Raw genomic sequence first — 14089 nt, forward strand, 5'->3', positions numbered from 1 at the left:
GTCGCGACGATAGCGCGGCCCTGGCCTCAGATCCGGACGAGCATCTTCCCGGTGTTCGCGCCGCGCATCATGTCGAGGAACGCGTCGACCGCGTGGTCGATGCCGTCGACGATCGTCTCGTCGTAGGCGATGCGTCCCTCCGCGAGCCAGCCGCCCATCCGCTCCTGGAACTCCGGCGCCGCCGACAGATGCTTGCCGACCGTGAAGCCCTCGAGGCGCAGACCGCGCGTGACGAGGTTCGACAGGTTGTCGGGGCCCGGCACGGGGCCGTCGGCGTTGTACGTGGCGATCGCCCCGCACAGGGCCGCGCGGCCGCCGTCGTTGAAGGCGTCGAGGGCGGCCTCGAGGTGGTCGCCGCCCACGTTGTCGAAGTAGACGTCGATGCCCTCGGGCGCGACGTCGGCCAGCTGCTGACGGATGGGGGCGACCTTGTAGTCCACCGCCGCGTCGTAGCCGTACTTCTCGGTGATCAGGGCGACCTTCTCGGGCGAGCCCGCCGAGCCGATCACGCGCTTCGCGCCGAGGAGCCGCGCGATCTGGCCCGCGGCCGTGCCCACGGCTCCGGCCGCGCCCGAGATGAAGACCGTGTCGCCCTCCTTCATCTCCGCGATGCGGGTGAGCCCGACGTACGCCGTGAGCCCGGTCATCCCGAGGATGTGGAGCCGCAGCGAGAGGGGCACGCCGGGCAGGTCGGGGACGACTCGGAACGCCGACGCGTCAGCCTGCGCGATGTCGCGCCATCCGAGCTGGTGCACGACGACGCTGCCCACCGGCACGTCGTCCGACGCCGACGCCACGACCCGTCCGACCGCTCCGCCCTCCATGGTCTCGCCGAGCGCGTACGGCGCGACGTAGCTGCGCGCGTCGTTCATGCGCCCGCGCATGTACGGGTCCACGGAGACGAACGCGTTCTCCACACGGACCTCCCCGGGAGCGAGGTCGCCGTAGGTCACCTGGACCGTGCGGAAGTCCTCGTGGGTCGGCCAGCCCTGAGGGCGGGACACGAGCTGGATCTGAGTGCTGACGGCGGATGGCATGGGCCGGGTTCTCTCCTTCGCTGCGGTTTCGCGGGGTGCGTCGATCACAGGGCGAGGCCGATCGCGAGCGCGATCACAGACAGGGCAGGGACCAGGCCCTGCTTCAGCGCGGCCGCGGCCTTGTCGGGGCTCGAGATCAGGAGCACGAGGCTCGCGGCCAGCATCGAGCCCACTCCGGTGAAGACGAGGGTCGCCCCGACGACGGCCGCGCCCGTGGCGAACAGCACGACGCCGAGTGCCGCGACGATCGCGAGGAACAGGTTGTAGAAGCCCTGGTTGAAGGCGAGCTCCCTCTGCGCCTCGGCCGCCTCGCGCGTCTGGCCGAACGTCCTGAGGGCGCGCGGGCTTGTCCAGGCGATCGACTCGAGGAAGAAGATGTAGACGTGGACGAGTGCCGCGACGGCGGCGAGCACGAGACCTGCGACGATCATGATCGACCTTTCTGTAATGACCGTTACAATATAGTCCGGGGAACGGGTGACGGGAGCGGACATGGGGCGGATTCCGAGCTTCGACCGCGCGGAGGTCGTGCGCGCGGCGCGCGGCGTGTTCTGGCACGAGGGCTATGAGGGCGCGTCGGTGCCGGCGCTCGAGGAGGCGACGGGGCTGCGGCGGTCGAGCCTCTATCACGCGTTCGGATCCAAGCGCGGTCTCTTCGACGCCGCCGTCGAGAGCTACCTCGACGAGGTCGTGCGCCCGCGCCTGCGGCCGCTGCAGGGCGCGGACGTGGCGGTGACCGCGGCACGCGACTACCTCGTGGGCCTGCGCGATGCGCTCGCGCGGGCGCGCACGCTCCCGGCCACGAGCGGGTGCCTCCTCATCAACGCCGCGTCGGCGCCGATCGGCGACGACCACGCGGTCGCCGAGACGGTCGCGGCCTACCGTGCCGAGCTGCGCGACGCGCTCGCCGCAGGCGTCGCGGCACGGCATCCGGAGCGGTCGGAGGGCGAGCGGCTGCGACTCGCGGAAGCGCTCACGGGGCTCGTCGTCGCGGCGCTCGCCACCGTGCGGGTCGACGCGCAGGCGGCGGCGCGCACGCTCGACACCGCGGTCGACCTGCTGGAGGGCTGAGCTCCGCGGGATCAGCGCGCGTCCGCGGCGTCGCGGTACGCGACGGCGTACCGGATGTGGGTCACGCCCGTGCCCTCGACGACCTGGAGCTGCGTGAGCTCGATGTCCCGGCGGGCGATCCCGTCGAGGTACCGCGTGCCGGCGTGCAGCAGCACGGGCGCGAGGTCGATGCGGATCTCCTCGAGGACGCCGCGGTCGAGGCACTGGCGCACGATGTCGGCGCCCGCGACGTTGATGTCGCCGTCGCCGGCGAGCTCGCGCGCGATCCGCAGTCCCTCGTCGAGGTCGCCGACGAAGGTGAAGGGCGCGTCCGGCACGGGCGGCCAGCCTTCCGGAGGCGGTCGATGCGTGACCACGACGGTCGGCGAGTCGCCGGGCGGCCTCCCGCCCCAGCCCCGCGCGTCGTCGAAGATCCCGCGTCCGGCCACGAACGCGCCCTCGGTGTCGTTCTGCCGCCAGTAGTCGGCGCTCGCCTGCGACATGTGGAACACGAGGCCGTAGCCGCGCAGCGGCACCTCGACGTCGCCGTTCTCGTACCAGTCGAAGAGCGCGCCGACCCGGCCGTGCTCGTCGGCGATGAATCCGTCGAGAGACGTCGTGAAGCTCGAGAACACCACTCCCATGCGCCTGCCTCCTCGGGGCCGCCTGCGACTGACGCTAGGCACCCGCGGCGGCGCCGTCAACGCCGGTCGTCGTGTCAGCGCCGTTCATGTCGCGTTCACGGCCGGGGAGAACGATCGAGCGTCACCGTTCCCCGAACCGAGGAGAGACCTTGCTGCCCCGACTGCTCACCGTCACCGCGATCGGCACGGCCGCCGTGCTCGTCGGCGCCTCCGCCGCGCAGGCGCGCCCTCACCACGACGAGCCCGATGAGCTCACGGCCGTGCTCGAGACCCCCGCGCTGTGGGACGAGGACGACGCCGACGCCGATGACCCCGCGATCTGGATCGACGAGGACGACCCAGAGGACAGCGTGGTCATCGCGACCGCGAAGGAGGCCGGCATCTACGTGTACGAGCTCGACGGCGAGGAGCTCCAGCACATCGCCCCGAAGCCGGCACCCGGCGACGACCACGCGCCCGGCCGCTACAACAACGTCGACATCGTCGAGGACTTCGAGCTCGACGGCGACGAGGTCGACCTCGCGGTCGCGTCCGACAAGGGCATGGACGACTTGGGCATCTTCGTCATCGACGACGGCGAGCTGACCGAGGTCACCGACCCCGACGCCGGCTGGATCTTCAGCGCCTCTCAGGAGGAGATCGACGGCGAGCACACCGCGTACGGCCTCACGACGTGGCAGGACGACGACGGCGCGTACGCGCTCGTCAGCCGCAACTCCGAGACGGAGGTGGCCCTCCTCGAGCTGAAGGCGCGCGAGGACGGCACCGTCGGGTGGGAGCGCATCCGCGAGCTCGCCCTGCCGGCCGCGTTCACGCTGCCCGACGGCTCCACCTGGACGACGTGCGACGACCCCGGCGAGTACGCGCAGGTCGAGGGGATGGTCGTGGATGAGCGGACAGGGACGGCCTACCTCGGCCAGGAGCTCGTGGGCATCTGGAAGGTCGATGCCGACCTCACCGGAGAGCCCGAGCTCGTCGACACCGCGGTCGAGTTCGGCCAGCCCGCCGTGTACGACCGGGAGACCGACGAGTGCGTCGCGGGGGAGAACCCCGGCTTCGGCGGCGATGCGCTGCGCACCGACATCGAGGGGCTCACGATCTACCGCACGAAGGGGAAGAAGGGCTACCTCCTCGCCTCGAGCCAGGGCGACGACACCTTCGCCGTCTACGAGCTGCAGGGCGGGAACGACTACGTCGGCTCCTTCGCGATCGGCGACGGCGCGGTCGACGGCACGCAGCACAGCGACGCGGCGCGGACGCGGTGAGCGCGAGCCTGCCCGGGTTCGACGGGGGACTGCTCGTCGTGCAGGACGGCGACAACACGCCGGAGGGCTCCGACGAGGCGAGCACGAACTTCAAGTTCCTCGCCTGGGAGGACGTCGCGGAGCGCAGCGGCCTCGACCTCGACGTCGCACGTCGGTGACGGGTCGGAGGGGAGCCTCCGGCGGGGCGGCTCCCCTCCGCGACCGAGACGGGATACATCGCGAGGATGACCGGATGGGGCCGCCCGGCGGACGACGCAGCGGGAGGCCATCCGATGTCATGGAGGCATGCACACTCCAGACCCTCGACCCGATGCCTCCGCCCATGCCCCGTCCGCCCCGCTGCTCAGCGGACGCGGCCTGACGAAGGCCTACGGGCCGACCTACGCGCTCGCGGGCGTCGACATCGACGTGCGCCCGGGCGAGGCCGTCGCGATCATGGGCGCCTCGGGGTCGGGCAAGACCACCCTGCTGCACGTGCTCGCGGGCATCATCACCCCCGATGCCGGGACGGTGACGCTCCAGACACGCACGGGCGCCAGGCTCGTGAACGACCTGCGCGAGTCCGAGCGCTCGAAGCTGCGTCGAGAGGAGCTCGGCTTCGTGTTCCAGCAGGGCCTCCTCCTGCCTGAGCTCACGGCCGTCGAGAACGTCGCGCTCCCGCTCATGCTCGCCGGCCATCCGCGGGAGGCGGCGCAGGCGCACGCCGGGCAGTGGCTCGCGGCGCTGGGCCTCGCCGGCATGGAGGACCGTCGCATCGGCCAGCTCTCCGGCGGCCAGGCCCAGCGCGTCGCGATCGCGCGCTCCCAGGCGACCGGAGCGCGCGTCGTGTTCGCCGACGAGCCGACCGGCGCGCTCGACTCGGCCACGTCGGCCGACGTGATGACCGCCCTGCTCGACGCGACCCTGCGTCAGGGGCACGCGCTCGTCGTGGTCACGCACGATCCGCAGGTCGCGGCGCGCTGCACGCGGACCATCCGCCTGAGCGACGGACGGATCGTCCAGGGCGAGCGGACGACGGCGGTGGCGCGATGACCGCGCTGGCGGCCGAGCGCACGGCGCCTCCCGCGCCGCTCGGGCAGGGGAGCGGCCGTGCTCCGGTGCTGCGCCTGACCTGGCACCTCTCGCGACCGAGCGCGCAGAGCGCGGCCGCGCTCGCGCTGCCCGCCGTCGCGTTCGCCGTGACGACCGCTCTCCTCCTCACCGTGCTCGGGGGTGTGCTCATGTTCTGGGCCTGGCCGGTCGACGACGCCGGCATCGTCCCGCTCTACCAGGTGCTGAGCATCGTGGCGCTCGCGATCCTCGCGGTGCCGCTCATGGCTCTCGGCGGCGCTGCTGCCCGGCTCTCGGCGCGCCGTCGCGACGACCGGCTCGCGACGCTCCGCCTCCTCGGGGCGACGCCCCGCCTCGTCACGATCATGACCGTGCTCGAGTCGACGGCGGTCGCCGTGGCCGGGGCGCTCGTCGGCATCGTGCTCTACCTCGGGCTCATGCCGTTCGTCGGCCTCATCCCGTTCCTCGGACGGCCGATCGGCGCGGCATCGCTCTGGGTCGGACCCGGGCCGCTTCTCGGCGTCGTCGCCGCGGTCGGCGCGGTCGCCGCCCTCAGCGCGGGGCTCGGGCTGCGCCGCGTCAACATCTCGCCGCTGGGTGTGCGGACGAGGCAGGAGGCGCCGCGGCTGCACTGGCTGCGGGCGGTCATCGCCGTCGCGGTCGTCGCGGGTGCGTATGCGGTGCTCAGCGCCCTGGGCGCGCTGCCGGGATACGCCGCCGTCGTCATCGCGGTCGGCGGCTGCTTCGCCGCGGGCGTGGGGGTGCTCGGGCTCATCGGGCCGTGGGCGATCGGCGTGCACGCGCGGCTCCGCGTGAAGCGCGCGACGACCCCCGAGCGGCTCATCGCGGCGCGCGCCGTCCTCGAATCCCCCAAGGCCGCATGGCGGCAGGTCGGCGGGATGGCCATGACGACGTTCGTCGCGGTGGTCGGCGGCTCGGGCATGGCCTTCGCAGAAGCGGCCCCGGCAGGCGAGGGAGCGGAGGCCTACCTCATGGTCGACGTGCGCACGGGCATCCTCATCACGCTCGTCGTCTCGTTCCTCATGGTCGCGTGCTCGGTGGGCGTCAATCAGGCGGCGGCCATCCTCGACCGGCGCGGGCTCTACGTCGCGCTCGATCGCATCGGCATGCCGCGGGCGACGATGGAGGCCGCGCGCACGCGCGCGACGATGGGTCCGCTGCTCTTCACGGTCATCGTCTCGGCGCTCGCCGGGGGCGCGCTCGTCTTCCCGCTCCTCGGCATGTCGCTCATCCTCGCGCCCATCTCGATCCTCGTCATGGTCGCGTGCTTCGCGCTCGGCATCCTGCTCGTGTGGCTCGCCCTGCGCGCGACCCGCCCCGTGCTCACCCGCGTGCTGCGGGACCCCGAGCGGACCGAGTAGCCGTCAGCCGCGCGCCGCGATGAGCGCTGCCGCCTCGTCGACGTCGTCCACGAGGTGCACGTGCCCCGCCATGGACCGCCCCTCCGCGAGAGCGCGCAGGAGCGGCCAGGCGGGGTACGTCTCCGTCCAGTGCCGCCGGCCGACGAGCACCATCTCGCCCACCGTCTCCGGTGTTGCGTAGTAGTTCTCGCACGCGTCCTGGAAGATCTCCTGCACAGTTCCGCCGGCGCCGGGCAGGAAGACGATGCCGCGGTCGCACAGCTGCAGGAGGATCGACTCGCGCAGCGCGTTCCGGAAGTACTTCGCGATGGCCGTCGCGAAGAGGTTCGGCGGCTCGTGCCCGTAGTGCCAGGTGGGCACGCCGAGCGTGTCGACGGGCGACGCGAGGTCGGCGAGGACGGCGCGCGCCGATGAGGCCCATCTGTCGACCGACGGATGGAAGGACGGATGCACGGCGAGGGTCGCGAGCGCCGCATCGAGCGCGTCCTCGGGGAGATCGGCGAAGCGCGCGCCCAGATTCGCGGCCTCCATCGCGCCGGGACCCCCTCCGGTCGCGACGACGAGGCGCCCGTCGGGGCGCTGCGCCGCGAGGAGGCGCCCCAGGCGCGCGGCGTCGCGGTAGTCGGGCTCGCCGCGCCGGAGGGCGTGGCCGCCCATCACGCCGACGAGGTGCCGCCCCGCGACCCAGCGCTCGAGCGCCGCGTCGACCCCCGCGTCGTGCAGCACGCGGGCGAGGACGGCGTCGGGGTCGCGCGCTTCCTGCGACCAGGCGTACGCGCGTCCGTCGAGGGATGCGCCCCACGCCGGCGCGTCGTAGAGCTCGTCGGCCGTGTAGAGCGCGTCGCGATGAGGGTCGACGGGGGCGAAGGCGACGTCGGGGAGCACGAGCGCGCCCCGACCGGCGTGGAGCTCGGCGTCCCCCGGGGCGAGCGCGCATCCCGCGAAGGTCGCGCGCGACGTGTCGCAGTCCGCGAGCTGCCCGGACCGCTCGCGGAGGTCGAGGCCGAGCAGGCGCCATCCGCGCAGGCTCCGCGCGCCCTGCGCGAGCCGGGCGTCGAACTCGGCCAGGGACTCCACCACGACGATCCGCCCGCGCCTGTGCCTCATCCGTCCGAGGTTAGCGCGGTGCCGTGCAGCGTCAGGCCGGGCGGGGCCACCATGCGGGAAGGTGCTGGAAGATCGCGCGCGTGTACGACTCCTCGTCGGCGTCGTCGCTCGTCGCCCAGCGCAGGGCGGCGCCCACGAACCCGCCTGCGACATACGCGGCAGCGACCGCGTCGTCGAAGACCACATCGAAGCCGCGTTCGCGGAACCGCGACAGCGCCGTGGCGCAGCGCTCGTCGAAGAGGGCCTGCAGCCGTCGGCGGAAGTCGAGGGAGAACTCCGAGGCGAGGAGCGCGCGCAGGGCGGGGCGCTCCTCGGTGATGCCGCGCAGGACGGCCGTGGTCGCCTCCTCGTACCGCGCGGCGAGGTCGTCGAGCGAGTCTCCCGGCTGCACGGAGATCTCGGCGGCGGCGTCGAGCCAGCTCGCGTGCATGTCGGACGCGACGTCGCCCACGTTCGTGTAGTGCCCGTAGAACGTCGTCCGGTGCACACCGGCCGCGCGGCACAGCTCGGCGACGCCGATGTCGGTCAGTGCCTCGCGCGTGAGCAGGTCGTGCAGCGCCTCCTGCAGCCGCCTGCGGCTGCGCAGCGCTCGGGGGTCCTCCGCCATCCCTCCAGTGTGCCCGATCGCGGCATCCCGCACATCCCACCCTGCAAGCGCTTGCGCGGAAGGGGCTGAGTTGGCGGTGACGCTTCATGTTTCTCGCTGCAAGCGCTTGCAGAATCGCCGCCGGGGTTGCTACCTTCGGCGGGACGCCTGGCGTCATCACCCGAGCACCCCCGGAGAAGACGTGTCGAAGACGACCGCTGCGCGACGTCGCGCGCTTGCCCTCATGACCATCCCCGCCCTCGCGCTCTCGGGCACGGTCGGCTCCGCCGTGTCCGCGAGCGCCGCCGATCGGTCGCCTGCGCTCGTGGGCAGCCTGCAGAGCGAGCTCGGCTGCGCCGACGACTGGCTGCCCGACTGCTCGGAGACCGAGCTCGCGCCGACCGACGTCGAGGGCGTGTACGCCGCCGAATTCGAGGTGCCGGCGGGCAGCTACCACTACAAGGTCGCGCTGAACGACACATGGGACGAGGCGTACGGGCTCGACGGGGGAGCCGACGACATCCCGCTCGCCGTCGCGGGGCCTGCGACGCTGCGGTTCGTCTTCGACGACAACCTCAAGCGCGTCGGCGTCGAGGTCGTGGATCTCACGGGCGGGTACACCGCGGAGGACGACGCGCTCGTCGCGGCGCCCGTGCGGCAGCCCGGCTCCGACGAGCGGTTCTACTTCGTGATGACCGACCGGTTCGCCAATGGCGACCCCGCGAACGACACGGGCGGCATCGAGGGCGACCGGCTCGCGCACGGCTTCGATCCGACCGACCGCGGGTTCTACCAGGGCGGCGACATCGCGGGCCTGCGCGACAGCCTCGACTACATCGAGGGTCTGGGCACGACGGCGATCTGGCTGACGCCGAGCTTCGCCAACAAGCCCGTGCAGGGCGAGGGCGCGAATGCGAGCGCCGGGTACCACGGGTACTGGGTCACCGACTTCACCCGCATCGATCCGCACCTCGGCACGAACGCCGAGCTCGAGGCGCTCATCGCGGACGCCCACGCGCGCGGCATCAAGGTGTACTTCGACATCATCACGAACCACACCGCCGACGTCATCGACTACGCCGAGGGCCAGTACGGGTACATCGACCAGGCGACGAGCCCGTATCGCGACGCGGACGGCAGCGCCTTCGATCCGGCGGACTACTCCGGAACGGGATCGTTCCCGGCTCTCGACGCGGAGACCTCGTTCCCGTACACGCCCGTGACGAGCGACCCCGAGGCCAAGACTCCCGCGTGGCTCAACGACCCGACGCTGTACCACAACCGCGGCAACTCGACCTGGTCGGGGGAGTCGGTGACCTACGGCGACTTCGACGGCCTCGACGACCTCATGACCGAGCACCCGACCGTCGTGAACGGCTTCGTCGAGGTGTACCGCGACTGGGTCGACCTCGGCATCGACGGCTTCCGCATCGACACCGTCAAGCACGTCGACTTCCCGTTCTGGGAGACCTGGACGAAGGAGGTCCTCGACTACGCGCACGCGCAGGGCAAGGACGACTTCTTCATGTTCGGCGAGGTCTACGACGCCGACCCGGTCAAGCTCGCGCCGTACGTGCGCGACACCGACATGAACTCGGTCCTCGACTTCGCCTTCCAGTCCTCGGCGGCGGGCTTCGCGGCGGGCAACTCCGCGAAGGGCCTCCAGGGCCTCTTCGACGGCGACGACCGCTACACGACGCCCGACTCGTCGGCGACGGCGCTCCCGACGTTCCTCGGGAACCACGACATGGGGCGCATCGGCTACCTCCTCCAGAACACGGGCGAGGCCCTCGAACGGGATGAGCTCGCACACGAGCTGCTGTTCCTCACGCGCGGGCAGCCGGTCGTCTACTACGGCGACGAGCAGGGCTTCGCGGGCACGGGCGGCGACAAGGGCGCACGCCAGACGCTCTTCGCCTCGCAGGTCGCGGAGTACGTCGAGCAGCCCCTCGTGACGGGGGAGACCGCGGGATCGGTCGACCGCTACGACACGTCGGCGCCGCTCTACACGCACATCGCCGAGCTCGCCGCGCTGCGCGAGGCGCACCCCGCGCTGTCGACCGGCGCCCAGATCGAGCTCTACGCCGAGAACGGCGCGGGCGTGTACGCCTTCTCGCGCGTCGATCGCGATGAGAAGGTCGAGTACGTCGTCGCCCTCAACAACGCCGAAGAGGCGCGCACGGTCGAGCTCACCACGCTCACCTCGGATGTGTCCTACGCTCCCGTGTACGGCGCGGACGCGCCCATCGCGAGCGACGCGTCCGGCACCGCAGCGGTCACCGTCCCCGCACTCGGCGCGGTCGTCTACCGCGCCGACGCCACGGTGTCGGCGGGCGACGCCGCGCCCGCCGTGCAGATCGCGGCCCCGACACCCGGCGCAGGCCTCGAGGGCCTCGCACCGGTCTCGGCGGAGGTCGAGGGCGACGGATGGATCGAGACGAGCTTCTCGTGGCGCACCGTCGGAGAGGATGCCTGGCACGCGCTCGGCACCGCCGAGGACACCGAGCCGCGCGTGTTCCACGACGTCTCGGAGCTGCCAGCGGGAACGCTCGTCGAGTACCGCGCCGTGGTGACCGATGCCGCGGGCAACCGCTCGGCGGCCTCGACCTACGCATCGGCCGGCAATGCGGTCGACCTCGTCGAGAGGGAGGAGCCGGAGACGCCGATCGAGCTCGTCACGGTGCCTGGAAGCCACAACTCCGAGCTCGGCTGCGCGGGGGACTGGGACCCGGCGTGCGAGGCGGCGAAGCTCGAGCTGCAGGCGGGCGGTGTCTACGCCGGCACGTTCGACCTGCCCGCGGGCGACTACGAGTACAAGGTGGCGCTGAACGGCAGCTGGACCGTGAACTACGGCCAGGGCGGCGTTCAGGACGGCGCGAACTTCTCGTTCTCGCACGACGGCGGCCCGATCACGTTCCTCTTCGACCCGCGCTCGAACGTGGTGCAGTCGACGGCGGAGGGCCCCATCGTGACGGTGCCAGGGAGCTTCCAGAGCGAGCTCGGGTGCGCGGGCGACTGGGCCCCCGACTGCCTCGGCTCACTGCTCTCCGACGGCGATCGCGACGGGGTGTACGAGCTCACGACCGACGCCATCCCCGACGGCGGCTACGAGGCCAAGGTCGCGCACGGGCGCAGCTGGGACGAGAACTACGGCGTCGACGGCGTGCGCGACGGAGCGAACTACTCCTTCAGCGTGGCCGACGGCACGCCCGTGACCTTCCGCTACTCGATCGCCGACCACCGGCTCGAGATCGCCGCCGCCGAGCCGCCGCTCGCCGGGACGGGGGAGCAGCGCGCGCACTGGATCGATGAGGAGACGCTCGTCTGGCCCGCCGACCTCGGGCAGCCCGACGGGGCGTCGTATGAGCTCTACGCCTCGCCAAACGCGAGCCTCGAGCTCGTCGACGGCGCCGTCGAAGGCGCCGACCCCATCGCTCTGACGGTCGTCGACGGCGGCCTCACCGAGGAGCAGCGCGAGCGCTTCCCGGCGCTCGCGGACGGGATCGCGCTCCGGGTCGAAGGGCAGGACGCCGCGGACCTCGCGCGCGGCGAGCTGGCCGTCGCGCAGCGCGGCGGAGACGGCGTCATCACGGGCTACACCGGCGTCCAGATCCCCGGGCTGCTCGACGCGCTCTACGCGGACGCGCTCGAGCGGGTCGAGCTCGGCGTCACGTTCCAGGGGAGCAAGCCGACCTTCCGCCTGTGGGCCCCCACGGCGCAGTCGGCGACCCTGCTGACGTGGGACGAGGGCGCCGACGGCGATCCGCTCCGCCACGAGGCGCGCTACGACGAGGCCTCCGGAGTGTGGGAGGTCCGCGGGAAGAAGGATCTCAAGGGCGATGAGTTCGCCTGGGAGGTGACCGTCTTCGCGCCGACGACGGGCGCCATCGAGACGAACGTCGTCACGGACCCGTACTCCGTCGCGCTCACGCCGAACTCCGAGCGCTCGGTCGCGATCGATCTCGACGACAGGGCCTGGCAGCCGAAGCAGTGGACGAAGGCGAAGGCGCCCGAGGTCGAGCAGGACGTGGACCGTGCGATCTACGAGCTGCACATCCGCGACTTCTCGATCACGGATGAGTCCGTGCCCGCGGAGGAGCGGGGCACGTACCGCGCGTTCACGCGGGACAGCGACGGCACGCGGCAGCTGCGTCAGCTCGCCGACGCCGGCATCACGACCGTGCACCTCCTGCCGTCCTTCGACATCGCCACGATCGAGGAGGACCGGGCCGCGCAGCTCGAGCCCGACTGCGACCTCGCCTCCATGGGGCCGGCGTCGCCCGACCAGCAGGAGTGCGTGTCGGCGGTCGCCGCTCAGGACGGCTTCAACTGGGGGTACGACCCGTACCACTACTCGGTGCCCGAGGGCTCCTACGCGGTCGACGCCCACGGAGGGGCTCGCGTCGCGGAGTTCCGCTCGATGGTGGGAGCGCTGCACGGCATGGGGCTCGAGGTGGTGCTCGACGAGGTGTTCAACCACACCGCGGAGTCCGGTCAGGGGGAGCGCTCGGTGCTCGACCGCGTCGTGCCCGGCTACTACCACCGCCTCGACGCCGCGGGAGATGTGGAGACGTCGACGTGCTGCCAGAACGTCGCGACCGAGCACGCCGCGGCGCAGAAGCTCATGGTCGACTCGGTGGTGACCTGGGCGCGGGACTACCACGTCGACGGATTCCGCTTCGACCTCATGGGCCACCACTCCGTCGAGAACATGACCGCCATCCGCGCGGCGCTCGACGAGCTCACCCTGCGCCGCGACGGCGTCGACGGATCGTCCATCTACCTCTACGGCGAGGGCTGGGACTTCGGCGAGGTCGCGGGGAACCGGCTCTTCACCCAGGCGAAGCAGGGCCAGCTCGGCGGCACCGGGATCGGCACGTTCAACGACCGGCTCCGCGACGCCGTGCACGGCGGCAGCCCGGTCGACGGATCGTCGACGTTCCGCCAGGGCTTCGGCACGGGCCTCGGCACCGACCCGAACGGCGACCCGATCAACGGCACCGACGAGCAGGCGCTCGCAGACCTCGGCCACGAGACCGACCTCGTGAAGCTCGGCCTCGCGGGCAACCTCCGCGACTACGAGCTGCTCACGTCGGACGGCGAGATCCGCCGGGGCGACGAGATCGACTATCGCGGCGCGCCCGCCGGCTACGCCGACGAGCCATCCGAGGTCGTGAACTACGTCGATGCGCACGACAACGAGACACTCTACGACCTCTCGGTGTTCAAGCTCCCGGCCGACACCCCGATGGCCGAGCGCGTGCGCATGAACACGCTGTCCCTCGCGACCGCCACGCTGTCGCAGGCGGTGTCGTTCTGGCACGCGGGCACCGAACTGCTCCGCTCGAAGTCGCTCGACCGCAACAGCTACGACTCGGGCGACTGGTTCAACCGGATCGACTGGTCGGGGCAGGAGTCCACCTTCGGGTCGGGTCTGCCTCCCGAGGCCGACAACGGCGGCAAGTGGAGCATCATGGCGCCCCTCCTCGAGGACCCTGCGCTGAAGCCGACGGCCGACGACATCGCGACGGCCGAGGCCGCGGCGCTCGACCTGCTCGAGGTGCGCTCGGAGGTGGGCCTGCTCACGCTCGGCTCGTCGGAGCTCATCCACGAGAAGGTGTCGTTCCCCGCGACCGACGCGCCGGGCACGATCGCGATGTGGATCGACGATCTGCGCGGCGCCGACGCCGACCCCGAGCTCGACGGCGCGCTCGTGTTCTTCAACGCCTCGGATGAGCCGGTCACGCAATCGCTCGCGGGGCTCGAGGGACGCGCCCTTGCGCTCACGCCCGCGCAGGCCGACGGCTCCGACCCGGTCGTCCAGGAGACCTCCTGGAGCGCGGACACGGCGACCATCGAGATCCCGGCGCGGACGGTCGCGGTGCTCGTCGACTGAGCTCGGACCACGCGGGAGAGGAGGGCGCGATGCGCCCCTCCTCTCCCGCGTTTCCTAGGATGGATCGAGTCC

11 protein-coding genes are annotated in these 14089 nt (G+C 72.0%); 6 read left to right on the plus strand and 5 right to left on the minus strand.

The window, feature by feature from the left end:
* Nucleotides 1-26 precede the first annotated feature (26 nt).
* Both ACOWU6_RS07465 and ACOWU6_RS07470 read right to left on the minus strand, forming a co-directional pair.
* The gene (locus ACOWU6_RS07465; protein WP_421075281.1) at nucleotides 27-1037 is read right to left on the minus strand and encodes an NADP-dependent oxidoreductase; all 1011 of its coding nucleotides are present in this window, start codon (nucleotides 1035-1037) and stop codon (nucleotides 27-29) included.
* A 44-nt stretch (nucleotides 1038-1081) separates the two neighbouring features.
* Nucleotides 1082-1468 (minus strand): DUF1304 domain-containing protein, encoded by a 387-nt coding sequence (locus tag ACOWU6_RS07470; RefSeq protein ID WP_324011807.1) that lies wholly within the window; start codon nucleotides 1466-1468, stop codon nucleotides 1082-1084.
* Between the two features lie 61 nt (nucleotides 1469-1529).
* Between ACOWU6_RS07470 and ACOWU6_RS07475 the strand changes: the two genes are divergently transcribed.
* Nucleotides 1530-2108 (plus strand): TetR/AcrR family transcriptional regulator, encoded by a 579-nt coding sequence (locus tag ACOWU6_RS07475; protein ID WP_282979160.1) that lies wholly within the window; start codon nucleotides 1530-1532, stop codon nucleotides 2106-2108.
* Between the two features lie 11 nt (nucleotides 2109-2119).
* Here ACOWU6_RS07475 and ACOWU6_RS07480 read toward each other — a convergent pair whose 3' ends face one another.
* Nucleotides 2120-2731, minus strand: a complete 612-nt coding sequence (locus tag ACOWU6_RS07480) for a dihydrofolate reductase family protein (RefSeq protein ID WP_421075282.1) — start codon at nucleotides 2729-2731, stop codon at nucleotides 2120-2122.
* 149 nt (nucleotides 2732-2880) lie between these two features.
* Between ACOWU6_RS07480 and ACOWU6_RS07485 the strand changes: the two genes are divergently transcribed.
* From ACOWU6_RS07485 to ACOWU6_RS07500, 4 genes are all read left to right on the plus strand, one after another.
* Complete coding sequence (locus ACOWU6_RS07485; RefSeq protein WP_421075283.1) at nucleotides 2881-3996, plus strand: phytase; 1116 nt, start codon at nucleotides 2881-2883, stop codon at nucleotides 3994-3996.
* Complete coding sequence (locus ACOWU6_RS07490; RefSeq protein ID WP_421075284.1) at nucleotides 3993-4154, plus strand: phytase; 162 nt, start codon at nucleotides 3993-3995, stop codon at nucleotides 4152-4154. The genes ACOWU6_RS07485 and ACOWU6_RS07490 overlap by 4 nt, the downstream gene beginning before the upstream one ends.
* A gap of 127 nt (nucleotides 4155-4281) precedes the next feature.
* Entirely contained in the window at nucleotides 4282-5028 is a 747-nt protein-coding gene (locus ACOWU6_RS07495) for an ABC transporter ATP-binding protein (RefSeq protein WP_421075285.1), read from the plus strand.
* Nucleotides 5025-6428, plus strand: coding sequence for a permease (locus tag ACOWU6_RS07500; RefSeq protein WP_421075286.1), 1404 nt, complete (start codon nucleotides 5025-5027; stop codon nucleotides 6426-6428). Before ACOWU6_RS07495 ends, ACOWU6_RS07500 begins: the two co-directional genes overlap by 4 nt.
* Before the next feature lie 3 nt (nucleotides 6429-6431).
* Here ACOWU6_RS07500 and ACOWU6_RS07505 read toward each other — a convergent pair whose 3' ends face one another.
* Together ACOWU6_RS07505 and ACOWU6_RS07510 are read right to left on the minus strand one after the other, a co-directional pair.
* Nucleotides 6432-7535: an LOG family protein gene (locus ACOWU6_RS07505; RefSeq protein ID WP_421075287.1), complete on the minus strand. Its 1104-nt coding sequence runs from the start codon at nucleotides 7533-7535 to the stop codon at nucleotides 6432-6434.
* A gap of 31 nt (nucleotides 7536-7566) precedes the next feature.
* Nucleotides 7567-8142, minus strand: coding sequence for a TetR/AcrR family transcriptional regulator (locus ACOWU6_RS07510; protein ID WP_421075288.1), 576 nt, complete (start codon nucleotides 8140-8142; stop codon nucleotides 7567-7569).
* Nucleotides 8143-8365: 223 nt separating this feature from the next.
* Here ACOWU6_RS07510 and pulA point away from each other — a divergent pair, with 223 nt between their 5' ends.
* On the plus strand, nucleotides 8366-14017 hold the full coding sequence (pulA, locus tag ACOWU6_RS07515) for a pullulanase-type alpha-1,6-glucosidase (RefSeq protein ID WP_421075377.1): 5652 nt from the start codon (nucleotides 8366-8368) through the stop codon (nucleotides 14015-14017).
* The last annotated feature ends 72 nt before the right edge of the window (nucleotides 14018-14089 follow it).

The organism is Microbacterium sp. SA156 (assembly GCF_049065455.1).
In the GTDB taxonomy this organism is placed as follows: domain Bacteria; phylum Actinomycetota; class Actinomycetes; order Actinomycetales; family Microbacteriaceae; genus Microbacterium; species Microbacterium barkeri.